Below are 23,219 nucleotides of genomic sequence, written 5' to 3' on the forward strand. Positions count from 1 at the left end.
AAAGTGGCCGCCATGAGTGATCGTCCCGGATCCCGGACCGTCCCGCCGGTGCTGCCGGACGGCGGCAAGGGCGGCTGGCTGCCGGTCAGCACGGGCGAGTCGGGAGCCGCCGTCTTCCGCAGCGCGGACGGCACCCGGTACGCGAAGTGCGTGGTGGCGACGGACGCGGGTGACCTGGAGGCCGAACGCGACCGGGTCGCATGGCTCGGCGACCAGGGCATCCCGGGGCCACGGGTGCTGGACTGGCGCTCCGGTGATGCGGGCGCCTGCCTCGTGACCGGGGCCGTGTCCGGCGTACCCGCCGACCAGGTGGCCGCCGCGGACCTGCGTGCCTCGTGGGGACGCGTCACGGACGCGGTCCGCGCGCTGCACGCCCTTCCCGTGCAACGGTGTCCGTTCCGGCGGGACGTGGCAGGGATGGTCGCGACGGCGCGCGAGGTCGTGTCCCGCGGGGCCGTGAACCCGGAGTTCCTTCCCGTCGAGCAGCAGCACACGCCGGCCGCGGAGCTGCTGGCCCGTCTCGTCCCGCAGGTCACCCGTCGACGGGAGCAGGAGGCCGCCGACACGGTCGTGTGCCACGGAGACCTGTGCCTGCCCAACATCCTCCTCGACCCGCGGACCCTGGACGTGTCGGGTTTCGTCGATCTGGGCCGCCTCGGGCTGGCCGACCGCCACGCCGACCTGGCGCTGCTGCTCACCAGCGCGCGGGAGACGTGGCCGGACGAGGAGCGGGCTCGGGCCGCGGACAGGGAGTTCGCCGAGGGGTACGGCAGTCCCCTCGACCACGACCGCCTCCGCTTCTACCTCCATCTCGACCCGCTGACCTGGGGCTGAGCGGCGGTCCCGCTCGTCGGACCGGGCCGCCCGCATCCCGCACACGGCCTTCGGGACCCCGGGCGCAGCGCCGGGCCCGCCCGGGCACCCGGCGTCGCAACGGGGTGGACCTTTCCGGTCACGGCACTAGCGTGCGGCGAGCCGCTCCAGCAGGGCGGCGCTCCGCGCCAGCAACGCCCGCTCCTCGTCGGTAAGTTCGGCCTCGATGGCCAGTGCGAGCCAGCCGGCCCTGCGGCCGCGTTCCGCTTCGAGCGCGGTCCGGCCCCCGTCCGACAGCTCGACCAGCGACTTGCGGCCGTCCGTGGGGTGCGCCCGGCGCGTGATCAGGTTCTGCTCCATGAGCAGGCCCACCGCCCGGGCCATCGACTGAGGGCGTACGCGTTGATCGGCGGCGAGGTCGCTGGTGGTCATGGCGCCGTTGCGGTCGAGGGCACCGAGGACGGCGGCCTGGCCCAGCGGGATGTGGTCCTCGTGTTTGACACGTCGTGTGAGCTTGCCCATCGCGGTGCGCAGTTCGGTGGCGATGGCGGCGGCTTCCGGGGTGGGCATAGGGCACTTTACCCCGACCCCCGGCAACGCTGCGCACCTGACCTGCACAGCAATGCTGCACAGCCAAACTGTGCAGCATTGCTGTAGTGTTTGGCTTGTCGGGCTCAGCGTCAGCGTTGTCGCAGCCGGGGCCACGGCACATGACAACGGGAAGGACCTCCCATGTCCGAAAAGGCAGTCGGAACCGTCGACGCCGCCATCGAGACCGTCACCGCCCGCCGGATCATCGACAGCCGGGGCAACCCCACGGTCGAGGTCGATGTCGTCCTGGCGGACGGATCCCTGGGGCGCGCGGCCGTCCCCTCCGGCGCCTCCACCGGCGCCCGGGAGGCCGTGGAACTGCGCGACGCAGACCCGGCGCGCTGGCACGGCAAGGGCGTCGACCGCGCGGTGGCCCATGTCAACGGGGAGATCGCGGCGTCCGTGCGCGGCCGGGACGCGGCGGACCAGGCGGGTCTCGACGCCGCGCTGGCCGCCCTCGACGGCACCGCCACGAAGTCCCGGCTCGGCGCCAACGCGATCCTCGGCGTCTCCCTCGCTGCGGCCAAGGCCGCCGCGGCGGCCCACCGGCAGCCCCTGTACCGCTACCTCGGCGGCGCCGACGCCCATCTCCTACCGCTGCCGATGATGAACATCGTCAACGGTGGTGCCCACGCCGACAATCCGCTGGACTTCCAGGAGTTCATGATCGTGCCCGTGGGCGCGGACACCTTCGCCGAAGCCGTCCGCATGGGAAGCGAGGTCTTCCACACCCTGCGCCGCGACCTGCTGGCCGCCGGGCACTCCACGGGCGTCGGCGACGAGGGCGGCTTCGCGCCGGCGCTGCGTACCGCCGAGGAGGCGCTCGACTTCGTGGTGGCCGCCATCGAGCGCACCGGCTACCGGCCCGGCACGGACATCGGCCTGGTCATGGACCCGGCGTCGTCGGAGTTCTTCCGTGACGGGGTGTACGACTACGCGGGCGAGGGAGTGCGGCGCACGCCCTCCGAGAACGCCGACTACCTCGCCAAGCTCATCGACGCCTACCCGGTCGTGTCCATCGAGGACCCGATGGCCGAGAACGACTGGGAGGGCTGGCGCGAACTGACGGCCCGGGTCGGCGACCGCTGCCAGCTCACCGGCGACGACCTGTTCTGCACCAACGAGACACTGCTGCGCGAGGGCATCCGCACCGGCGCCGGCAACTCGATCCTGATCAAGGTCAACCAGATCGGCACCCTGACCGAGGCCCTGGCCGCCGTGGCCACGGCCCACCAGGCGGGCTGGACGGCCGTCATGTCGCACCGCTCGGGGGAGACCGAGGACACCACCATCGCGGACCTGGCGGTGGCGACCGGCTGCGGTCAGATCAAGACCGGCTCGCTCTCCCGCTCCGACCGCACCGCGAAGTACAACCAACTGATCCGGATCGAAGAGGAGCTGGGCGACTCGGCCCGCTACGCGGGCCGCTCCGCACTGCGCCGGGCGTGAACAGCGGGCAGGGGTAGCAGAACCACGCGGGCCCCCCGATCGTCATCGGGGGGCCCGCCGCGCGTGTCGGCAGCCTGCCGGGGCCGGCGCGCGGGCGGGACCGGGAACCCAATGGGACCGGGAACCGGATGGGACCGGCCGGAAGTCGTACACCCCGCGGAGTGCACCTCGGCCATGGCGGATAATCGTTGGCGCACTGGGGGGGAGCAAGGGGTACGTGGGATCAGCGGGTCCGAGGAGTGAGGGCATGGCTTCCGCCGAGAGGTTCGAAAGGTTCGAGAGGTTCGAGTGGTTCTGTGACGCGGTGTCGGACCACGTCATGCCCGTGAGCCTCAGCACCAGTCGTCCGTCCGACTTCCACGCGGACGTCGCCGACCTGGAGCTCGGTTCCGTGCGGCTGTCGGCGCTCACCTTCTCCCCGGTGCTGTCGCGCCGTACGTCGGCTCATGTACGCAGGGGCGATCCCGAGCAGTTCCAGCTGGCGTTGGTCACACGGGGCGCCTTCCAGGTGGCCCAGCGGAGCCACCAGTCGCTCGTCGTAGGGGACCTGGTCCTGACGGACACCTCGCGCCCGAGCGAGGGGGCGAGCATCGACGAGCGGTCGACGGTCGCCATTCTGCAGGTTCCCCGCTCCCTCCTGCCGCTGCGGCACGACAGGGTGGAAGGCATCCTGGGGCAGCGCATCCGTGGTGACAGGGGTACCGGGGCGATCCTCGGCGGCTTTCTGAGGACCCTGCTCGTCCAGGGCCCGAGCTGCGGGCCGACGGAGCTGGCGAGCATGGGGTCCATCGCCCTGGATCTGGCGACCGCCTGCCTGGCGCAGCAACTCGGCACCCCCGACGCGGCGCCGGCCGAAGCCCGCGCCCAGGAAACCCGTCAACGGGTCACCCGGTTCATCGAGAACAATCTGGGCGACCCGGACCTGACGCCCCAAGCCATCGCGGACCGGCACAACATATCCCTGCGTTCCCTCTACTCCCTCTTCAGTGACCAGCCCGTCAGCGTGGCGGGCTACATCCGCCAGGGCCGGCTGGAACGTGCGCGCGCCGAACTCGGTCGCCCGGAGTGGCGCGGCCATCCCGTGCAGACGATCTCGGCCCGCTGGGGCTTCTCCAGTGCCAGCGCGTTCAGCCGGATGTTCCGCGACGTGTACGGGATGACTCCCACTGAATACCGGACGGCCGTCCCTCGGTGCGAGATCGCACGGGATGTCGAGGAGTCGTGCACTCCACGCACAGGGCGAACCGCCACGCACGCCTAGGTTCGAGAGGCGGGGCCGGAAGCCGCCGCTCTGCAAGCATTTGAGCTGGGGCTGCGCCCGCGAGGGACCGTGACGAAGGTCCGGGCCGGAACCCCAGCCGTCTACCGCACCAATCCGACGGGGGATCACCACACACATGGGCAAGCGACTCAGGCTCGGCGCCGTCATCGCGGTCTTCGCAGCTGTTCTGGCATTCGGTCCGGCACCGGCAACGGCCGCTCCTGCGCCCGCCGTTGTCGAGCAGACCCGCTGGCTCACCAACGCCCCGAACTCCGGAATGGCATCCGTGTCCATGCACAGGGACATCTACCTCGTCGCCGCGACGTACACCTGGCAGGTGTACACCTGCCAGGACGGCTACACCTGCATCGACGGCGGCAGGAGCATCGCCCTCAACAGCGGCTGGTACTCCTGGGACTGCACTCTGACCCCGCAGGACGGGTACTACTCCGAGAACTGCTCGCTGGAGACACAGGGTTCCCCCAGGGCCACGTACGGCAAGGCCATCACGCTCGACAGTTCGGCCCATTACGACATCGGAAGCAAGCTCCAGGCACGCTGACCCCCGCGGCCCCGAAGGCTGCCCCGGGAATCAGGCGTTCGTGTACTGGGCGGCGTACTCCTCGCCGGGCGGGACGACGGTGATGACGTCGATCAGCACGCCGTCGGGCGCGGCGAGGATGAAGTGGCGCTGGCCGAACTCCTCGGTGCGCAGTGGCAGTACCTCGGGCAGGCCCGCCTCCGCCACGAGCCTCTGGTGCTCGGAGTCCACGTCCGCCACCTCGAAGTTCAGGAGCAGGCCGCCCCGGAGCGGGTGCCGGTGGCCCTCGGGGAGGGTCGGGTGGGCGTGGTCGAGGAGGGCCAGCTCGTACTGCGGGGCGTCCGGCCGGCGCAGGCTGACGTACCAGTCCGCCTCGAAGGTCACCTCGAACCCGAGGTGACGGGTGTAGAAGTCGCGGGAGGCCGTCACGTCCCGGGTCGCGAGTACCGGGTAGAAGCCGCCGAGCTCGGTCGTGGGCGCGGCCGGGAGTTCGTTCGTCATGGCAGGGGGTCCTCCGGATCCATTTCACATACCTCGGGTATGTGAACCGTGGCGTTAGCATACCCCCGGTACGCGAAACGGAAAGGGCGGTGCGCGCGATGGCGGTCAACCGGGCGGAGCAGCGGGCGGCCACGCGGCAGGCGCTGCTGGCCGAAGGGCAGCGGCGGTTCGCGGCCGACGGGTACCACCACGTGGTGCTGGCCGAAGTGGCGCGGGCAGCCGGGGTCACCAAGGGCGCCGCTTATCACCACTTCGACAGCAAGGCGGGGCTCTTCCGGGCCGTCGTCCGCGAGGTCCAGCGGGAACTGGGCGAGCGGGTCGCCACCGCGGCCGAACGGCACGCGGACCTCTGGGAGCAACTGCGGTCCGGCTGCCGGGCCTTCCTGGCGGCGGGGACCGACCCGGCGGTGCGGCAGATCCTGCTGGTCGACGCCCCGACCGTACTGGGCTGGGACGAGTGGAGGACCATGGACGAGGCGTCCTCCGCCCGGCACCTCGCGGAGGCCCTGACGGCCCTCGCCGCGGCCGGGATCATCGCCGAGCAGCCGGTCGAGCCCTTGGCCCGGCTGCTCTCCGGGGCGATGAACGAGGCCGCGTTGTGGATCGCGCGGGGCGGGGACCCGGAGGCCGCGGAGCAGGCGCTCGACCGGCTCCTGGCAGGACTGCGCGTCCCGGCCTGACCCTCGCGCGCGTACACCTTCGTGATGGAGTCCTACGATCACACCATGGACGGCAACCCTTGGTTCTGGGACGAGGATCTGGCGGAGGGCCGCGAGGAGCGCGGAGCGGTGCGCGGCATGGTTCGCGGCCGTGCTCAGCAGGCCGGTCGGCCGCGCGGAGCGGCTACACGAAGGCAGGGTCTACGCGACCCTCTGGACCTTCCCGGAGCAGGTCAGGCTCCTGCTCCACACCTCGACCTGACGCTGGAAAGGACTCCAGGACTCCATGAGTTTCGACATCTTCGTGCTGCGGTTCGAGAACGGTGAGCCGGCGCCCCTGGACATGAGTGCCGCACGCGAGGTCCTCGGCCCCTACGTGGTGGCGCGGGACCCCGAGACGGATTTCTTGCTGGTGAGTACGGCGGAGGGGGAGGAAGCGGGTGTGTACTTCAGCGACCCGACCGGCATCACCTTCAACCGCTTCGGAGGGGACGGGATCATGGACCTCCTGGCCGTCCTGCTGCGCCGGCTGGATGCCGTGCTCGTCGTCCCGGGCGGGCCGACCATGGTCCAGCGGGACGAGGACCGCGAGCTCCTGCCCGTCTCCCTCAGGGACGAGTGGCCGGTCATCGTGGTCCGCACCGGCGCGGAGATCGAGCGGGCGATCCGGGCTTCCTGAAAACGACCACCAGCACCGCCCCGTCGTCGTGCAGATGCTCCACCCCGTACCCGCGTGAACCGTCCCGCGATCCGGCTCATCAGGCCCTCGAACGCCTCCTGCCAGAGGGCGGGGTCTACGCTGTGACCTGCGGCCACCGCTCTGGAGGACTTGTGCAACGTGGCGAAGTCTGGTGGGTCCGGTTCGACGAGCGGAGGTTGGTCGTACTGCTGTCGGGAGACGACGCGTCCGGGATCCGGGTGATGCAGGTCGTCGCTCCGGCGGGCGTCGACATGAGCGGTCTGGGCATCGAAGTGAGGGTGGGCGCCGGTGAAGGATTGCCGTTCGAAGGCGTGCTGCGGCTCGCGTTCCCGCGTCCAGGCTTCACCCCTTGCACGTGGCTGACCACTGTATCGCGGGACGACCTGATAGAGCGGGCGGCCGTCCTGTCCCCGGCGAAGCTCAGCGAGATCGACGATGCCCTCCGACTCGCTGGACAAGCGCAGGAGCAGACCCCGGCGACGACCGCGAAGCTCAGCGAGATCAGGGACGCCCTACGTCTCGGTGAACTCGGTTAGGGGGAAGAGGAGCCGACGGCGTGGGCGGTCCCGGCCAGATGGTCGACGCTGTCCGAGTGTCGCCTCGGCGCCCTTCACCAACGAGATCACGATCGTCGGCTGGAGTACGCGCGAGCCGCGGCGGTCGGCTCGCACCAGACCCTGGTCGAGCAGGCCCTCCTGGTGGCCCGCGACAGCGACCGGATCGAGGAGGCGCGCGCCCTGGCCGTACGGGCGCACGAACTCGGCTACTCCGGCGCGGCCTTCGTCATGGGTGTCTGGGCCTTCGAGCGCGGTGACCAGCGCAGGGCCGAGCATTGGTTCGAGACGGCGGCCGCAGCACCCGATGGTCACGACTACGCCCGCTTCTACCTCGGTCTGATCGGCATCGTGCAGCGTCGGCTGGACGAGGCCGAGCGATGGCTGCGTCTCACCGGCGACGCCGAGGACGAGAACGCTCAAGACGGCGGCCTGCCCAAGATGTTCGTCGAGCAGCTCGAGGAGATCGCGGCGATTCGCGCCGACCCCGCCCTACTGCCCGACCCCGAACTCGCGGCGCGCCTGCCCGACTTGCGGACGGCCGCGGAGTCCGGCGGTGTCGAGGAGTGCTTCGCGTACGCCGATGCACTCGACCGCCTCTACCGGCTGCCCGACGCCGCCGACTGGTACCGCAAGACCGGCACTCCGCGCGCGCTGCTCAAGCTCGGCCGCATGCTGCAGGACTGCCATGCCGACGAGACCCTGCTCGTACCGTACTTCGGGCCGGCCGCCGAGGCCGGGGACGCGGGGGCTGCGTACAGCATCGCCGGGATCCACACCCACGCGAAGAACGAGCGGGCCGCCGGCATCTGGACGCTGAAGGCGGCGGACCTCGGTCACGTGAGGGCAGCCTGGGGCGTCGGCTGGGCCTCTGAAGAGCGGGGAGGGGACCCGCAGTTCGCGGAGCGCTGGTACGTGCGCTCCGCCGAGGGCGGTCTGGCGCGGCCCGCGTTCCTGGCCGGTCGCAGCATGGTGCGCTGGGGGCGGTACGCCGAGGCCGAGCGGTGGCTCGTGAAGGCGTGGGAGAACGACATCCCCGAGGCGGCGTATCACCTAGGCAGGGCGCTGCGCCGGCTCGGACGCACCTCGGAGGCCGAACAGTGGCTGCGCCGCGCGGTGGAGCGCTCCGGCGACTTCGACCCACCGCGCGGACCGCTCGGACGGCGCGTCGACGCCCGTCCCGAGCTGGCCGAGCTGCTCGTCGAGGCGGAGCGCGACGAGGAGGCCGCGCCACTCGTCGCGGACATCCTCGCCGAGTACCCGGGCCACCTCGCCGGCCACCGCCTCGCCGGGCGACTGGCCCGGCAGCGCGGCGACCTGGCCACGGCCGAACACCACTTCGCGCAGATCGAGGAGCGGGACTCCGACCCCGGTACGCGGATGAGCCTGCGGGAGATCCGTGAGCTGCTGGCTCAGGTGACGCACGAACACTGAGCGGCGAAGCAGCCGGAGTTCGTACGAGGGCAACCGCCGGCGCTCGCTGATGCGACAGGGCCAGATGCAGCCGAGCCGGTCCCCCGCCTTACGGCCGGTCGGTGTCAGTGGCACGCCCTAGCGTTTGCCTGAACCATTCACGAAGAAGGGCGCCGACCATGCCGTTGGACTTTCCTGTCACGATCAAGCCTCCGTCCCCGGACGGGGCGGTCGCCATGGAGGTGGCAGCGTGAGTCGCAGCCGACAGGCCCGTCTCCTGGCCCGGCACCTGAGCGATGCCACCGACGTCGGTGTGAACCTGATCCACGCCTGGGGGGCGGTGTGGAGCCTGCATTGGGAAGACGGACCCGCGATCGAGCAGATGCGTGCCCTTCTCGACGCCGCCCTCGCAGACAACGATCGGTACGGCGCCATGCGCGACCGCACGATCCACTGTGCGCGCTCGATTTCCATGCGAGCGTGGGCCGCGCAGGCCATCGCCTGCCAACGGGAGGGCATCCTCGCCCGGGCCGTCTCCGAAGGCGTGGCCCAGCGTCTCGCCCTGGGCATGCGGTTGCCCGGCCCCGGCTGCGCCGACTCCAGTGACACCCACGAGGTCTACGCCCTCGTGAGCCACGTCCAGGAGCGGTGCGGGGAGACACCGTATCCGGATCGGGCGAGCGAGCCCGGGGACGAACCGCTCATCGAGCAGCTGTACGCGGCGCGTACCCGCGAACACCCCGGATCGCGGACCCTCAGCGCGAACTACATGGCGCATGCCCTGCTCGCCACCGAGCAGGCTCCCGCCGCAGACAAGCCGAGAGAGACGAACCAGCCGTTCAAGGGCTGATCAGGCACGTGCGCCTGCGAGCCGGGCCGTACCTGCCGCTCGTGAACATCTCGTTGCCGGTTCGCGATCCCGCCACCGGCTCCGTCGATACTGACGGGGCGATCAAGGAGCGGCAGGAACAGGAACAGGGGCAACGGTGGAGTGGACGGTCTGGGCAGGGTTCGCGGCCGGCCTTCTGATCTCGACCGTGACCGCCCCGGTCGGGGTGTCCGGGGCGGTCTTCCTGCTGCCGGTCCAGCTGAGCGTGCTCGGCGTGCCGAGCCCCTCGGTCACCCCGACGAACCTGCTGTTCAACGTGGTTGCCGGGCCGGGCGCGCTCTGGCGCTACCGCCGTGACGGCGCTCTGCGCGACGACCTGGCCCGGCGTCTCGTCGCCTGGACGCTGCCCGGCGTCATCGTCGGCGCCGCCGTCCGCGTCTTCGCCCTCCCCGGCCCCGGCGTCTTCCGCATCCTGGTCGCCGCCTTCCTGCTCCCGCTCGGTGCATGGCTGTGCCTGCGCACCCTGCGCCCCACCCGCCGGCGGCCGGGGCCGGCCGAGCCGTCGGCACGCGTGCTCGCCTCCCTCGCCCTGACGGTCGGGGTGGTCGGCGGGATCTACGGCATCGGGGGCGGTTCCCTCCTCGGGCCGATCCTCGCGGCGCGCGGCATGTCCCTGGCCCGCATCGCACCGGCCACCCTCGCCGCGACCTTCACCACCTCCGTCGCCGGCGCCGCCGCGTACACCGTGCTGTCCAGGGCCAGCACGGGGCCCGTGGCCCCCGACTGGTGGCTCGGCCTGGCCTGCGGCTTGGGAGGGCTCATCGGCGGCTACCTCGGCGCCCGCCTCCAGCCCCGCCTCCCCGAGACCTTCCTGCGCCTGCTCCTGGGCGGCCTCGCCGCCGGCGTCGGCGCCCTGTACCTCGTCCAGACCCTCACCTGACCGGGCGCTCCAGCGTCTGCCGGCCCGCAGGGAGCGTGGCGGGCCGCGGGCTCAGGCGAGGGCGGTGACCAGCAGTGCGAAGGCGGCGATGATGACGGCGACGCGGACGTAGTGGTAGCGGTCCCAGCGGTTCGACTGCTCCTTCCAGTCCTCGGGCCGGTTCTCGGGGGTCCACGTCTTGCTCCGGTTGTTGATCGGGACGAGCAGCAGGAGCGACATGACCACGCTGAGGATCAGCAGCGCTCCGGCGGTGACGACGAGGCCGGTGCCGTCGTGGCGCCATCCGGAGACGGCCCAGACCGCGACGAGGACGAGCGAGCCGATGTACCAGACCGGCATCACGGCTCCGAGCATCCGGCCCCCGTGGGCGCGGCCGAGCTGGCCGCTGTCCTCGGGGAGGGCGTTCAGGATCCGGTTGATGACGAAGGCGACGGAGAACTCCACCCCCACCATCAGGCCGACGACCACGGTGGTGAAGACCTGAAGTGCGTTGAGCATGATGACCCCTCCGGGGATCTAGCAGTGCTAGCCGATGAGGCAAAGCTAGTACTACTGCCGCTCTGTTGTCTAGCGGTGCTAGGATCGAATCATGTCGGTACAGGAACGCAAGGAGCGCGAGCGGGCGGGCCGCGAACGTCTCATCGTGGCGACGGCCCGCGAACTCGCCGAGCAGCAGGGCTGGGACGCGGTCACGACCCGCCGTCTCGCCGAGCGCATCGAGTACAGCCAGCCCGTCCTCTACAGCCACTTCCGCGGCAAGCGCGAGATCATCGGCGCCGTCGCCCTCGAGGGCGCCGCCGAGATGGCCGCGGCGCTGCGGGCCGCGGCTGCCGCCGCGGACGGCCCGCGCGGGCGGGTCGTCGCCCTCGCCCGCACCTATCTCGACTTCGCCGAACGCAACCCGGCGCTCTACGACGCCATGTTCCAGCTCGACGGCGGCCTGGCGTTCGCGCGGGAGGACACCCCGGCACCGCTGAAGGACGCCTTCGCCGCCCTGCTGGAGAGCCTCGGCGAGGTCGCCGGGGAGGGTGTCCACCCGGGACTGTTCACGGAGGTGTTCTGGGCGGCCCTGCACGGGCTGGCGACCCTGACCCGGGCGGGACGGCTGCCGCCGGAGGACGCCGAACGGAGGGTCGAGCTGCTCGTGGACCGGCTCGCCGTGGTCTGACGCGCCGTCCGGGCGGAGAGCCGGACCCCGGACGGGACGGTCAGCATCCGGCCGGGCTCCCCTCACGGCCGAACGGCCGAAACGGCCCGGGTCGGCCAGCGGGCGGCAGGCCGCGCCGCAGGTCACAGGGTTCCGGAGGCCCCGGCAGGTTCCACGGGGCAGGCTGTTCCCATGAGGTCCCAACCTCGCTCAGCGATCAGGCCCGGGGCGTCCTCCCGACCGGGAGCCGGCGGTCATGGCGAGGTCCTGTTCACGCTGGCGCGCTGCGCGCCGTTCGCGATCGCGCTGGGCGTGCTGGGGATCGAGCTCTCGCCCGCACACGACCTGGTCACCGGCCCCATCCTGACCACGACGCCGGCCCTGGCGGCCTTGACGATGGGCCCCATGGGCACACTGACCGCGGCAGCCCTCGCCGCTGGTGTGAACGCGACCTCCGCGACCTACAACCAGTCCTGGGGAACCCAGACCCAGCTGATCATCGGCAACTTCCTGGGGATCACCGTCGTGTCGGTGGCCAGTGTCATCCTGAGCAACGCGGTGCGCACGCGCAGGCAGAGCGAGCTCGACCAGGTCCGCAGGATCGCGGTCGCGGCCCAGGAGGTCGTCCTGCGGCCCGTCCCCGAGCTCCTGGGACGGGTACGGGCCGCCAGCCTGTGCCTCGCGGCAGGTACGGGGGCGCAGATCGGCGGCGACCTGTACGAGGCCGTGCAGACGCGCTACGGCGTCCGGCTGATCGTCGGGGACGTCCGCGGGAAAGGGCTGTCCGCCATCCGCGCGGTCGCGGTGGCGCTGGGCGCGTTCCGGGAGGCCGTTCACTACGAGGGCGAGCTGCAGGAGGTCATGGAGCACTGCTCGGCCGCCCTGCGGCGCGAGGCCGCCGTACCGGGTACGTACTCCCAGGCCGACCTTCCCGAGGTGCTCATGGAGGGGTTCACCACCGCCCTCGTCGCCCAGGTTCCGGAAGACGAGGTGGTACAGCTGGTCAACCGCGGCCATCCCCCTCCGCTGGTGCTACGCCAGGGCAGCGTTCGGGCCCTGACGCCCTCCTGTCCGCTTCCGCCCCTCGGCCTCGAAGACCTCTACACCGGGCCTCCCGCGAGACCCGAAAGCTACCCGTTCCTGCCCGGCGACCGCCTGTTGCTCTACACGGACGGCGTCATGGAAGCGCGCAACCGCGACAACGAATTCCTCCCCCTGCCGGAGACCCTGGAACGGATCCGGGCCGGCACTTCCCCGCAGGAGTTCCTGAACGAACTCCACCAGGCACTGATCCGCCACACCGAGGGGCACTTGGCGGACGACGTGGCGATGATCGTCGTCGACCGGCTCCCATGAGGAGCCGGTCCGGCCCCGTCCGGCCTGCTCACAGGGCCGGTACGTCGTCCCACAGGGCCGGCAGCTCGGCCTCCGGGCCTGCCCTCCCCACGGCGTCCGCCCCGTCCGCCCCGCTCGGGTACAGGACCTGCTCCGCCCAGATGATCTTTCCCTGGGCCGTGTAGCGCGTCCCCCACCTCTTCGCCATCTGGGCGATCAGGAACAGGCCCCGTCCGCCCTCGTCCGTCATGGCCGCCCGTCGCAGGTGCGGTGAGGTGCTGCTGCCGTCGGACACCTCGCAGATCAGGCTCCGGTCGTACAGCAGCCGCACCCTGATGGGCTCGGAGCCGTACCGGACGGCATTGGTGATCAGCTCGCTGAGGATGAGTTCGGTGGTGAATCCGACCGCGTCGAGACCCCACTCCTCCAGCTTCCGCGCGCAGGAGGCACGTACCCGGCCGACCTCCGCGGGATCCTTCGGTACCTCCCACCGGGCAACCCGGGCGGGGTCCAGCAGCCGCGTACGGGCCACCAGCAGCGCGGTGTCGTCGCTGCGGTCGCCGGGCACCATGGAGGTGACGAGGGCCTCGCAGATCGCCTCCGGGCTCCGCTCCCCCGCCACGCCGGACAGCACGCCCCGCAGCCTGTCCAGACCGGTGCCGACGTCCCGCTCCGGTCCTGCGACGAGACCGTCGGTGAACAGGACCAGCCCGCTCCCCTCGGGCAGTTCCAGCTCCGCGGCCTCGAACGGCAGGCCGCCCAGGCCCAGCGGGGGGCTGGCCGGGACCTCGGGAAAGTCCACGGTGCCGTCGGGGAGGATCACGGCGGGCCCGGGATGACCGGCCCGGACCACGGTGCAGCGGCCGCTGACCGCGTCGTACACCGCGTACAGGCAGGTGGCCCCGATGATCTGGGCACTGTCCCCGACGGCCGGCCGGTTCTCGTCGGTCCGGACGACCAGGTCGTCCAGGCTGGCCAGCAGTTCCTCGGGGGCCATGTCCAGCGCGGCGAAGTTGTGGATGCCGGTACGCAGCCGGCCCATCGTGGCCACGGCCTGCAGACCCCGGCCGGTCACGTCCCCGACCACCAGGGCGACCCGGGCACCCGGCAGCGGGATGACGTCGAACCAGTCGCCGCCCACCGCCTTGGCGGGCAGGTAGCGGTGCGCGACCTCCACGGCGTCCTGCTCGGGCAGGGCACTGGGCAGCAGGCTGCGCTGGAGCGTGACGGCCGTGGTGTGCTCGCGGGTGAAGCGCCGGGCGTTGTCGATGCTGACCGCCGCGAGGGCGACCAGTTCCTCGACCAGGGAGACGTCCTCGTCGTCGAACGCCCCGGACTTCTCCGAGCGCCAGAAGGAGGCCATGCCGAGGGTGACGCCCCGGGCCCGGACCGGCACAGTGATCATGGAATGGATGCCGAATCCGACGATCACCTCGGCCAGTGCGGGGTCCTGCTCCTGCCAGCCGGAAAAATCGGGCAGCTCCGCCTCCAGCACCGTACGTCCGCTGGCGAAGCCGAACGCCTGCGGACTGTTCGGCGCGAGGCTGATCAGCCGCCCGAGCGGATACAGCGGGTGGTCGTCCCGGATGGCGCCGAGGGCGATCCTCCGCATGTCCAGTCCCACCGGTTCCTCGCCCCGCAGTACGGGCTCCAGCAGATCGACGCTGGCGAAGTCGGAGAACCGGGGAACGGCCGCCTCGGTCAGCTCCACGGCGGTGTGCACCACGTCGAGGGTGGTACCGATGCGCACGCTGGCGTCGTACAGCAGCCGCAGCCGGGTCCGAGCCGCCTCCGCCCGGACGGCCAGCGCCTCCAGCTCGGTGGTGTCGCGCAGCGTCGCCACGCTGCCGGGCGGCCCGCCGTACGGGCCGGTCGGCCGCACGCTGACGGCCAGCAGCCGCTCACCGGCCTCGTGCAGCTCGTCGGTCGGACTGCGGCCGGAGGTCAGCAGCGCGACGAGGTCCCGGCCGAGGCCGAGGTCGGTGATGCTCCGCCCCTCCGCGTCGGCGGGCAGTCCGAGCAACCGCCGCGTCTCGTCGTTGGCCAGCAGCAGCCGGCCGTCCCCGCCGACGATGAGGACGCCCTCACGGGCCGCGTGCAGGACCGCGTCGTGGTGCTCGTACATGCGGGCCATCTCCGCGGGGTCCTGGTTGTGGGTCTGCCGCCGCAGCCGCCTGCCCACCAGCGCCGAACCGGCGGTACCGAGCGCGAGCACGATCGCCGCTCCCCCCAGGAGGGCCGGGAGCTGGCGGTTGACCACGGAGCTCACGCTCTGGACGGTGATCCCGACCCCTACGGTACCGACGGCCGAGCCGTCAGGCCCGATGACGGGGACCAGCGAGAGCACGGCGAGCCCCTGCGTGGTCTCGTCGATCTGCGTCTGGGCCTCCTTCGGCACCTCGCCACCGCCCGGGACCCGCTCCCCGATGAGGGCCGGGTCCGGGTGCGTGTAGCGGATTCCCTGCGGGGAGTACACGACGATGAGGTCCACGCCGGTCTCTTTGCGGATCTGCTCGGCGCGCGGCTGCAGCACGACGCTGGGGTGGGTGCTCGTCATGGCCGCGGCCGTCCCGGGAGCGTGCGCGAACGTCTCGGCCACGGCCATCGACCGGTCCCGGGCCTCGCGCGTGTTCTCGCCGCGCGCTTCGAGGATCAGCGTCCCGACGGCCGCGGCGACCAGCAGCACCACGACCGCCACCTGCAGCAACAGGACCTGGCCGGCGACGCTGCGCACCCCGAGGAAGGAGCGCCGGGGAGGCCCCGGGGATGCGCGTGGCGACGGGGCCGCAGACCGACCGAACCCGGACATACTCCCTTTCTAGCACTCGGCGTGGCCGGGAGCGTCCGCTGCGGCCCCGGATCCGGTCGCGACCAGGGGGCCCGCCTGTGCGGGAGGCCGGGACGGTGCTGTGCGGGAGGCCGGGACGGTGACCGTATTTTCGTGGTTTCCGCCAAGCCTGACGCTCTGCCAGGTTGGGAGAGACTTCCAGCCAGAGGCCACGGCCCGTCCCGGTCACGGGCGGCCGGGGCCGATGACATGGTGCAACGAACGGGGAGGACGGCACGATGAGTGCGCAGCAGCAGTACGACGAGATCGGCGAGGCTTACGAGGGGTTCAAGGCCCTGCCCCTGGAGCAGTACGCGGTGGTGCCCGGCTTCCTGTCCCTGGTCGGGGACGTGACCGGCAAGTCGGTCCTGGACCTGGCCTCCGGCACCGGCTTCTACAGCCGGGAGTTCAAGCGGCGCGGCGCCGCCGACGTCCTCGGGATCGACATCTCCGGCGAGATGGTCGCCGTGGCGCAGAAGCTGGAGGAGCAGAGTCCGCTGGGCGTGCGGTACGAGGTCGGCGACGTGTCGGAACTGCGGACCTTCGAGCAGCCCTTCGACGTGGGCCTGGCCGTCCAGCTGCTCAACTACGCGCCGGACATCGCCACCACCGAGCTGATGTGCCGCCGCATCCACCGGAGCCTGAAGCCCGGCGCCGAGCTGTTCCTGCTCAACCAGTCGCCCGACTTCCGCTTCGACGGGCCGTCCCCGGAGAGGTACGGCTTCCGCAGCGAGCTCACCGGGGAGGAAGGCGAGACCGGGCCGCGGGTCCGGACCACGGCACTGCTCGACCCGCCGGTGTCGTTCGTCGCCAACCGCCCGCGCCGCGACGTCTACGAGAAGTGCCTGGAGGCGGCCGGATTCAGTGAGCTGACCTGGGTTCCGGTCGAGGTGTCCGAGGCCGGCGTACGCGCGTTCGGCGCGGACCACTGGGCCGACCTCTACGCCAACCCCCCGCTGGAAATGCTGCGCTGCCGCGCCTGACGGCGTCGGCGGCCCGCGCCTCCTGACCGCCCCGGCCATGGGGTCAGGAGGCGCGGGCGCACACCCCGGGCGGGCCGGCTCCGGTCAGGGTTCGGGGTGGGGCTCGCCGGCCAGCCGCGCGCGCAGCCGGCGGGCCGTGTCCGCGGCCTGCAGACCGCAATGCTCCTCTGCGGCACGGCACTTGGCGCCCGGATCGTCGGATCTCCGAAGCTGAGCCATCCGGTGGATTCCCGGTGGCTCGTGGTCCGGCACAGGGGACGGCGCAGGGGCGGTGGCACACTGGGCGAGTGGCGCCGGTAGCGCCGCCGCACGATGCGCACCGCCGCGCCGGGCCGTACGGGGACCGCAACCGGTGCCGGCGACAGCTCGTGGTGAGGACCGGCCAGAGGGCGTGAGGACGATGTCACCGTCGCATCCAGCCGGCTCGGCTCCCCGCGCCAGACTGCTGGCCCGGCTGGCATTGCTCTGCGCGCTGGGGGCGGTGGTGGCGCTCGCCGCCGCCGCCGGCCGGGGTGGTCTGCTCGTCCTCACGGTCGGGGCGGCCGGCGCGGTGCTCACCGCCGCGGGTACGTGGTGGGTCCTGGCCCATCACGGGGCGGTACGGGTGGCCGGAGCGCTGCTCGTGGTGGGCGCGCCGGTGGCCATCCTGGTCACGTACGCTCTGGCCGATCTGTGGCCCGTGGCGCTGACCGCCATCGCGCTGTGGGGTGCCGCCGTGGTGTGCGCGGGATCGGCGCTGCGCGCGGTACGGAAACCCGACGCCATGCCGGCGGTCGCCGGTCCCCTCCCCCGGCATCCGGTGCTGATCATGAACCCGAAGTCCGGCGGCGGCAAGGTCGGCCGTTTCGGCCTGGTCGAGAAGGCCGAGGCGCTGGGCGCCCGGGTCGTGCTGCTGGACACGACGGTCACGACGGATGTCGCCGCGCTCGCCCGTCGGGCGGTGGCCGAGGGCGCGGACCTGCTCGGGGTGGCGGGGGGCGACGGGACCCAGGCCCGGGTGGCCGAGGTGGCGGCCGACCACGACCTGCCGTTCCTCGTGGTCTCCGCGGGCACCAGGAACCACTTCGCCAGGGATCTCGGTCTGGACCGCGACGACCCGGCCCGGTGTCTGGAAGCGCTGGCCGACGGGGAGGAGCTCCGGGTCGACCTGGGCGTCGTGGGCGGTCACGCCTTCGTCAACACGGCCTCGTTCGGCGTCTACGCGGAGGTCGTGCAGCGCCCGGACTACCGGGACGCCAAGGCGGACACGGCACTGGACGCGATGCCCGACCTGCTGCTCGGTTTCACCGGTCACAGGCTCGACGCGGTGACGGACGATGCGCGGCTGGAGTCCCAGCAGGCGCTGCTGGTCAGCAACAACCCGTATGCCACCCCCGAGCCGATGGCCGCGGGCGGCCGGAGGTCCCGGCTCGACCGCGGAGTACTGGGGGTCCTCGGGATCCGGGTGGACAACGCGGCCCAGGCGACCGACGTCGCGCTCCGGGGTGCCAGGTCGGCCGGGCTCCAGGTGCTGGCCTCCCGGCGGATCAGCATCAGCTCGGGCACGGAGAGCATTCCGGTCGCCGTCGACGGAGAGGCCCTGACCATGCCGGTGCCGGTCGTCTGCACCGTCCGCCCGGGCGCGTTGCGCGTCCGCGTGCCCCGGGATCGCCCCGGGTCTCCGGTGTCGCTGCCGCCCGTGCAGTGGCGTGAGGTCGTCGGCCTGGCCTTCAGCCGGCCGCGACCGGCGGCGCAGGAGCGGCCGGGCGGGGTGGGTGCCCGGTGACGCGGGCGCACGTGCCCGGCCTGCCGCGCGGCCTCACAATGAGACTCACCAGGTGTTCGCGCTGTTCGTAGCGGATTGGAGACATCCGTGAAGGACCTCAAGTTTGAGCAGAAGAGATCCCTGTCCCGTCTCGAGGCGGCCGATCAGCTCTCCGCGCTCGCGGAGGCGCTCCGGCACCGCGGCACGGCCGAGCTGGAGCTCGGACCCGGGACGCTGACCCTGCGGATCCCGGACGAGATCCACACCGAGGTCGAGGTAGAGGTGGAGGACGGGGAGATCGAGCTGGAGATCGAGCTCAAGTGGCCGACCGCGCGGGCCTCCTGATCCGCGTGGCAAGCGGGTCACCGTCCACGCGTACCGGAGAACGCGTGGACGGCCTCGACGGCCAAGGCCGGAAGGCACCCCGGGCCAGTCGTCTTCCGTCAGAAGCCGCAGACGGCTCGCGCGTCCCGGAAGCGCTCGGGATGCCGCCGCCTGTACTCGACCAGGCACTGGGCCACGGCGGCCCCTTCGCCCACGGCCGCGCCGACCCGCTTGACGGAACCGGAGCGCACGTCGCCCACCGCGAACACGCCGGGCACGCTGGTCTCCATCGGCAGCGCGTCAGGGCCGGCCCCGCCGGTTCCGGTCAGGACGTACCCTCGGTCGTCGAGTTGCAGCGCCCCGCCCAGCCAGTCGGTCGACGGGTGACCGCCGATCAGGACGTACAGGCTGTGCGCGGACACGGTTCGCTCCCCGCCGTCGCGGGACCGCAGCCCGAGCCCGGTGAGAGCGGTCCCGCCGAAACACTCGGTCACCTCGGTGCCCAACAGGACGCGCAGGCCGGGGGTCCGCTCGATGCGCTGCACCAGGTAGCTCGACATCGAGGCGCCGAGGTCGGTGCCCCGTACCAGCAGGGTGACGGAGCGGGCGTAGCGCGCGAAGTAGAGGGCGGCCTGCCCGGCGGAGTTCCCCGCGCCGACCATGTACACGTCCTCCCCCACGGTTGAGGGGGCGTCGGACAGGCACGAACCGTAGTAGACGCCGGAGTTGAGCAGTCGGTCGACGCCGGGAGCCTTCAAGCGGTTCCAGTCCACACCTGTGGCGACGACCACCGCGGCCGCCGTCACCGAGGCCGTCTCGTCCGTTCCGGCCTTGACGAACTCAACGGTGTGATCACCCGTGGCGGTCGGGGTGACCCGGCTGGCCACCCGGGTGGGCTGCCACTCGACGCGTGCCCTGCGGGCCTGTTGCAGGGCGCGCTGGGCGAGGTCACCGCCCGTGAGTCCCACGGGGAAGCCCAGGTAGTTCTCGATCCGTGAGGTCGATCCCGCCTGCCCGCCGGGCGCGTCGTCCTCGATCACGACGACGCTCATGCCCTCCGCGGCGGCGTACACCGCGGCGGACAGGCCGCCGGGGCCACCGCCGATCACCGCGACGTCGTAGTGCGTCTGTTCGGCCGGCCTGATGAGTCCGAGCCGCTCGGCCAGCTCGCTGACCGACGGATTCACCATCTCGGTGCCGTCGCCGAGGCGGACGGTCACCGGGGCCTCCCGCACGTCCTCCTCCTCGCGGAGCCAGCGGAAGATCACGCCGCTGCGGCCGAGGAAGTCGCGCACCGCGTAGGCGGCGGGTGAGGAGCGGCTGCCGCGCACCTCGGCGGTGGGCAGATCGCCCTGGCAGTCGGCGTTCCACGTGCACAGGAAGTCGTCCAGCGCGCCCCTGAGCCCGGCGGGGTCCCCGGCCGGGGACCCGGCGCCCCCTGCGCCTTCGGCAAGGGCGTCGGGTACGGCGCCGGAGTGTCCGGCCGGCGACAGCCAGCGCACGCCGGGGTGCCCGGCACCGAGGTCGGGGGCTTCATCGGCTAGCACGGCCGCGACGGGTACCTTCCGGTCGGCCAGCGACCTCAGCGCGCGGACCACTTCCGAGGGCCCTGAGGCCTGCAGTACGCGGAAGGAAGTGCGGTACCAGCTCTGCACCAGCTCGGCCGTCTCGTGCCGGCGGAGCGGATCGGAGTCGGAGACGACGATCACCGGCAGTGCGGCATCGGCCATCACGAGGTCCTCCAGTAGGTCTTGAGAGATTGGCTTCCGCTTCCAGTCAACGAGCGGGGAACCGATACGAACCGGCTCCGGGGAAGCCACCGCGGGCGGGGGCGCTGGAGCACCCCCGCCGCGCCTCTCAGAGCCGGCCGAAGAACTGGTTGCCGCGGGCCGTGTGGTTCTCGCTCGTGTAGTACTCCTTCATCGCGGAGCTGATCTCGTCACGGCTCAACTGCCCGTCCCCGTCGGCGTCCAGCCGGTTGAACGCCTCGTCACAGGTCTCGCGGGGCAGGCGGAACATGCCGTGGAGCAGGGAGGTGTACTCCTCGCGGCTCAGCATGCCGTCGCCGTCGCGGTCGCCGAGCTCGGTCCAGGCGTTGCTCATGTTCCGGAGCCGCTCCCAGATCCTGTTCTGGTCCGTGACGATCCGCGCCCGGAACGACGTCCGGAACTCCTGTCGGTCGACGCCGCCGTCGCCGTTCCGGTCCATCCGCTGGAAGACGGTGTCCCAGAGGTCCGCCAGCGAGCCCCGGAGTCCTTCCACGGCGTCCGGGGCGAGACCGAGCGACTCGGCGAGCTTGTCCGAGAGGGCGGTGACGTCCGACTTCTCCAGCCGCCCGTCGCCGTCCGAGTCGAAGACATCGAACGACCGGTCCAGCTTGATGTCCAGAACGCTCACGACAACATCCCCTTCACTCCATGTAGTCGCCCCGCTACAGCGCGAGGCAGCTCAGGAAACCACACGCCCCGGCCATGACGCACTCAAGGAGCGGGCCGACTGGGCGTTCCGGGTGACGTACGCCCGCCTCTGAACGCGGGCGTACGTCAGGCGACCAGCTCGTAGACGGCCCGGGCCGTCAGCCACAGGCCGACGAACAGGGAGAGCCCGACCACCAGCTGTTCCTGGTGCCGCTCGAGCCAGGTCCGCAGGGCGTTCAGCCTGGCGCCCGAGGCCTCGGGTGCCCGGACGGTGTACATCTCCATGACGATCAGGCCGAGCGTGGCCAGCAGGCAATAGCCGGTCAGGGCGACCCAGGCGCCGATGGAGGAGAGGTCCGCGGCGACGACGGTGGCGGCGCCGGCGCCGACCAACGCCCACGGCTGCAACAGCCAGGCCAGCCCGGCGGCCGTGGCCAGGGAGGCTCCGTCCACCCGGGCGGTCCAGTGCGGCGGCCCGTGCGGGCGCGGGGGCCGGCGGTGCCGGTGCAGGCCGTACAGCACCAGCCCCACGCCGATGGCGAGTTTCACCCAGGACACGGCGGTCGACGGGGTGCTGTGGTGGGCCGGCGGCTCACCGCCGGTCAGCAGCAGGACGCACGCGATGACCACGACCAGGTTGGCGAGCCACGACAGCAGGAACGCCAGGCCCTTCCGGACTCCGCGCCGCGAGGAGAGCAGCAGGATGAAGGCGCTGTTGTGCAGGGGGCCCAGGGTGATGGCCGTACCGATGACGACGAGGTCGAGAACCATCGGCGCGGTCACTCCCGGAGGTCGGGGCCGTCCGCCGCCGTGGAACGGGGGCCGGCTGAAGGGGGTCGGGCGGCGCTGTCACGGCTCCGCATCCCGACTCTGCGGGTGCCGGCCCGACCGGTCAAGGAGGCCACGCGCACGTCCCCGAACGCCGCATCCCGGAGGGGCGGGCCGGTCGTCCGGACAAGATCGATTGTCAGTGGTGGATGGGAGGATCGAAGTATCGAGTCGGAAAGAGGGGGAGCTTCCATGTCCGGAATGCAGAACTACATCAATCACGTCGCTCTCGTGCTGGATGCCAGTTCGTCCATGTCGCACCTGAGCGGCAAGGTGGTCGAAGTCGCCGACCAGCAGATCGCCTATCTGGCCCGCCGGTCGCAGGAACTGGACCAGGAGACCCGTGTCACGGTGTACGTCTTCGCCGACAAGGTGGAGTGCGTCATCTACGACAAGGACGTGCTGCGCATGCCGTCGTTGAAGCAGCTGTACCGGACCGGGGGAATGACAGCTCTGCTGGCCGCCACGCTGAAGTCCCAGCGAGAGCTGGCCCAGACGGCCCAGCTGTACGGCGACCACAGCTTCCTCACCTTCGTGCTGACCGACGGTCAGGAGAACGCGAGTCACCGCTGCCCGGACGCGCCCGCCAAGACCCCTCGCGCACTGGTGCAGGCCGTCGCCAAGATGATCGAGACGCAGCAGGACAACTGGACGCTGGCCGTCCTCGTGCCGGACCAGATGGGCAAGCGCGAGGCCATGCAGTGCGGCTTCCCGAAGGACAACATCGCCGTGTGGGACGCCACGAGCACACACGGTCTGGAGGAGGCCGGGCAGGTCATCCTGAAGGCGACCGAAAGCTTCATGGTGGGCCGCACCAAGGGCATTCGGGGATCGAAGGCGGTGTTCTCCGTCGGTGCGGAAAAGGTCAACAAGAAGAGCATCGAGGCAGCCGGTCTCACTCCGGCCGATCCGTCGGGGTACCAGCTGGTTCCCGTGACCCGGGCGGCGGCGATCCGGGAATGGGTCATCGAGGCCGGGCACGATTACCGGACGGGTTGCGCTTTCTACCAGCTGAGCAAGTCGGAAAGCATCCAGCCGCGAAAGCAGATCGCGGTGCTGGAGAAGAAGACGGACCAGATCTACACGGGGCCGGAGGCCCGGGCCCTGCTCGGTCTGCCGGACACGGAAGTCCGCGTCAAGCCGGACCACAACGACGACTTCACGATCTTCGTGCAGAGCACCAGTGTCAACCGGAAGCTGGTGGCGAGCACGCGGCTGCTGGTGATGGTCTGACCCGTCAGAGCCGGCAGTGGTTCGGTTGCCGGGGGGGCGGGCGGGCACACGGCGCGGGGGGTGGATGCCCTGCCATGCGGGGTACCCACGGCGGATCTACGGTTGGAGGGAGGCCCCGGCGCTCGCGGAC

23 protein-coding genes are annotated in these 23,219 nt (G+C 71.7%); 16 read left to right on the forward strand and 7 right to left on the reverse strand.

Annotated elements, in window-relative coordinates:
• The first annotated feature begins 12 nt into the window (after positions 1–12).
• A complete protein-coding gene (locus AC07B0_RS11595) occupies positions 13–834 on the forward strand; it encodes an APH(3'') family aminoglycoside O-phosphotransferase (protein WP_469378216.1) in 822 nt (273 codons plus the stop codon).
• A 126-nt stretch (positions 835–960) separates the two neighbouring features.
• Here the strand turns inward: AC07B0_RS11595 and AC07B0_RS11600 are convergent, their stop codons facing one another.
• A complete protein-coding gene (locus tag AC07B0_RS11600; protein ID WP_478897756.1) occupies positions 961–1,383 on the reverse strand; it encodes a MarR family winged helix-turn-helix transcriptional regulator in 423 nt (140 codons plus the stop codon).
• A 162-nt stretch (positions 1,384–1,545) separates the two neighbouring features.
• Here AC07B0_RS11600 and eno point away from each other — a divergent pair, with 162 nt between their 5' ends.
• From eno to AC07B0_RS11615, 3 genes are all read left to right on the forward strand, one after another.
• A complete protein-coding gene (eno, locus tag AC07B0_RS11605) occupies positions 1,546–2,853 on the forward strand; it encodes a phosphopyruvate hydratase (RefSeq protein WP_469378214.1) in 1,308 nt (435 codons plus the stop codon).
• Positions 2,854–3,100: 247 nt separating this feature from the next.
• Positions 3,101–4,114, forward strand: coding sequence for an AraC-like ligand-binding domain-containing protein (locus AC07B0_RS11610; protein WP_478897758.1), 1,014 nt, complete (start codon positions 3,101–3,103; stop codon positions 4,112–4,114).
• A gap of 136 nt (positions 4,115–4,250) precedes the next feature.
• Positions 4,251–4,676 (forward strand): hypothetical protein, encoded by a 426-nt coding sequence (locus tag AC07B0_RS11615; RefSeq protein WP_478897760.1) that lies wholly within the window; start codon positions 4,251–4,253, stop codon positions 4,674–4,676.
• Positions 4,677–4,706: 30 nt separating this feature from the next.
• Here AC07B0_RS11615 and AC07B0_RS11620 read toward each other — a convergent pair whose 3' ends face one another.
• A complete protein-coding gene (locus tag AC07B0_RS11620) occupies positions 4,707–5,156 on the reverse strand; it encodes a VOC family protein (RefSeq protein WP_356873729.1) in 450 nt (149 codons plus the stop codon).
• Between the two features lie 98 nt (positions 5,157–5,254).
• On the opposite strand from AC07B0_RS11620, the gene AC07B0_RS11625 reads away from it, so the two are divergent.
• The 6 genes from AC07B0_RS11625 to AC07B0_RS11650 all read left to right on the forward strand — a co-directional run bounded on the left by AC07B0_RS11625 (position 5,255) and on the right by AC07B0_RS11650 (position 10,251).
• Positions 5,255–5,836, forward strand: a complete 582-nt coding sequence (locus AC07B0_RS11625; RefSeq protein ID WP_469378648.1) for a TetR/AcrR family transcriptional regulator — start codon at positions 5,255–5,257, stop codon at positions 5,834–5,836.
• A gap of 265 nt (positions 5,837–6,101) precedes the next feature.
• Complete coding sequence (locus tag AC07B0_RS11630) at positions 6,102–6,494, forward strand: hypothetical protein (protein ID WP_478898188.1); 393 nt, start codon at positions 6,102–6,104, stop codon at positions 6,492–6,494.
• A 152-nt stretch (positions 6,495–6,646) separates the two neighbouring features.
• Complete coding sequence (locus AC07B0_RS11635) at positions 6,647–7,051, forward strand: type II toxin-antitoxin system PemK/MazF family toxin (protein ID WP_469378207.1); 405 nt, start codon at positions 6,647–6,649, stop codon at positions 7,049–7,051.
• Positions 7,052–7,213: 162 nt separating this feature from the next.
• Positions 7,214–8,503: a tetratricopeptide repeat protein gene (locus tag AC07B0_RS11640; protein ID WP_469378205.1), complete on the forward strand. Its 1,290-nt coding sequence runs from the start codon at positions 7,214–7,216 to the stop codon at positions 8,501–8,503.
• 229 nt (positions 8,504–8,732) lie between these two features.
• Positions 8,733–9,332: a hypothetical protein gene (locus AC07B0_RS11645; protein ID WP_469378203.1), complete on the forward strand. Its 600-nt coding sequence runs from the start codon at positions 8,733–8,735 to the stop codon at positions 9,330–9,332.
• Between the two features lie 136 nt (positions 9,333–9,468).
• Positions 9,469–10,251 (forward strand): sulfite exporter TauE/SafE family protein, encoded by a 783-nt coding sequence (locus AC07B0_RS11650; protein WP_356873719.1) that lies wholly within the window; start codon positions 9,469–9,471, stop codon positions 10,249–10,251.
• A gap of 51 nt (positions 10,252–10,302) precedes the next feature.
• Here the strand turns inward: AC07B0_RS11650 and AC07B0_RS11655 are convergent, their stop codons facing one another.
• Positions 10,303–10,749, reverse strand: coding sequence for an anthrone oxygenase family protein (locus AC07B0_RS11655; RefSeq protein WP_469378201.1), 447 nt, complete (start codon positions 10,747–10,749; stop codon positions 10,303–10,305).
• 91 nt (positions 10,750–10,840) lie between these two features.
• On the opposite strand from AC07B0_RS11655, the gene AC07B0_RS11660 reads away from it, so the two are divergent.
• Both AC07B0_RS11660 and AC07B0_RS11665 read left to right on the forward strand, forming a co-directional pair.
• A complete protein-coding gene (locus AC07B0_RS11660) occupies positions 10,841–11,419 on the forward strand; it encodes a TetR/AcrR family transcriptional regulator (protein ID WP_469378199.1) in 579 nt (192 codons plus the stop codon).
• Between the two features lie 171 nt (positions 11,420–11,590).
• Positions 11,591–12,754, forward strand: a complete 1,164-nt coding sequence (locus tag AC07B0_RS11665; protein WP_356873713.1) for a PP2C family protein-serine/threonine phosphatase — start codon at positions 11,591–11,593, stop codon at positions 12,752–12,754.
• Positions 12,755–12,782: 28 nt separating this feature from the next.
• Here the strand turns inward: AC07B0_RS11665 and AC07B0_RS11670 are convergent, their stop codons facing one another.
• Positions 12,783–15,542 carry a SpoIIE family protein phosphatase gene (locus AC07B0_RS11670; RefSeq protein WP_478897764.1) on the reverse strand — a complete coding sequence of 920 codons (2,760 nt, stop codon included), beginning with the start codon at positions 15,540–15,542 and terminating at the stop codon, positions 12,783–12,785.
• Between the two features lie 257 nt (positions 15,543–15,799).
• Here AC07B0_RS11670 and AC07B0_RS11675 point away from each other — a divergent pair, with 257 nt between their 5' ends.
• The 3 genes from AC07B0_RS11675 (at position 15,800) to AC07B0_RS11685 (ending at position 18,632) form a co-directional block, all read left to right on the forward strand.
• Positions 15,800–16,543: a class I SAM-dependent methyltransferase gene (locus AC07B0_RS11675; protein WP_356873710.1), complete on the forward strand. Its 744-nt coding sequence runs from the start codon at positions 15,800–15,802 to the stop codon at positions 16,541–16,543.
• Positions 16,544–16,943: 400 nt separating this feature from the next.
• Positions 16,944–18,308 carry a diacylglycerol/lipid kinase family protein gene (locus tag AC07B0_RS11680; RefSeq protein WP_356873708.1) on the forward strand — a complete coding sequence of 455 codons (1,365 nt, stop codon included), beginning with the start codon at positions 16,944–16,946 and terminating at the stop codon, positions 18,306–18,308.
• A gap of 87 nt (positions 18,309–18,395) precedes the next feature.
• A complete protein-coding gene (locus AC07B0_RS11685) occupies positions 18,396–18,632 on the forward strand; it encodes an amphi-Trp domain-containing protein (protein ID WP_356873706.1) in 237 nt (78 codons plus the stop codon).
• A 98-nt stretch (positions 18,633–18,730) separates the two neighbouring features.
• Here AC07B0_RS11685 and AC07B0_RS11690 read toward each other — a convergent pair whose 3' ends face one another.
• The 3 genes from AC07B0_RS11690 to AC07B0_RS11700 all read right to left on the reverse strand — a co-directional run bounded on the left by AC07B0_RS11690 (position 18,731) and on the right by AC07B0_RS11700 (position 21,799).
• Positions 18,731–20,341, reverse strand: a complete 1,611-nt coding sequence (locus tag AC07B0_RS11690) for an NAD(P)/FAD-dependent oxidoreductase (protein ID WP_478897766.1) — start codon at positions 20,339–20,341, stop codon at positions 18,731–18,733.
• Positions 20,342–20,468: 127 nt separating this feature from the next.
• Positions 20,469–21,008, reverse strand: a complete 540-nt coding sequence (locus AC07B0_RS11695) for an EF-hand domain-containing protein (RefSeq protein ID WP_469378192.1) — start codon at positions 21,006–21,008, stop codon at positions 20,469–20,471.
• Positions 21,009–21,154: 146 nt separating this feature from the next.
• Positions 21,155–21,799, reverse strand: a complete 645-nt coding sequence (locus AC07B0_RS11700; RefSeq protein ID WP_356873700.1) for a GAP family protein — start codon at positions 21,797–21,799, stop codon at positions 21,155–21,157.
• Between the two features lie 249 nt (positions 21,800–22,048).
• Between AC07B0_RS11700 and AC07B0_RS11705 the strand changes: the two genes are divergently transcribed.
• The gene (locus tag AC07B0_RS11705; RefSeq protein ID WP_356873698.1) at positions 22,049–23,089 is read left to right on the forward strand and encodes a vWA domain-containing protein; all 1,041 of its coding nucleotides are present in this window, start codon (positions 22,049–22,051) and stop codon (positions 23,087–23,089) included.
• Positions 23,090–23,219 lie beyond the last annotated feature (130 nt).

The sequence above is a fragment of the Streptomyces sp. NPDC044704 genome (genome assembly GCF_056433525.1).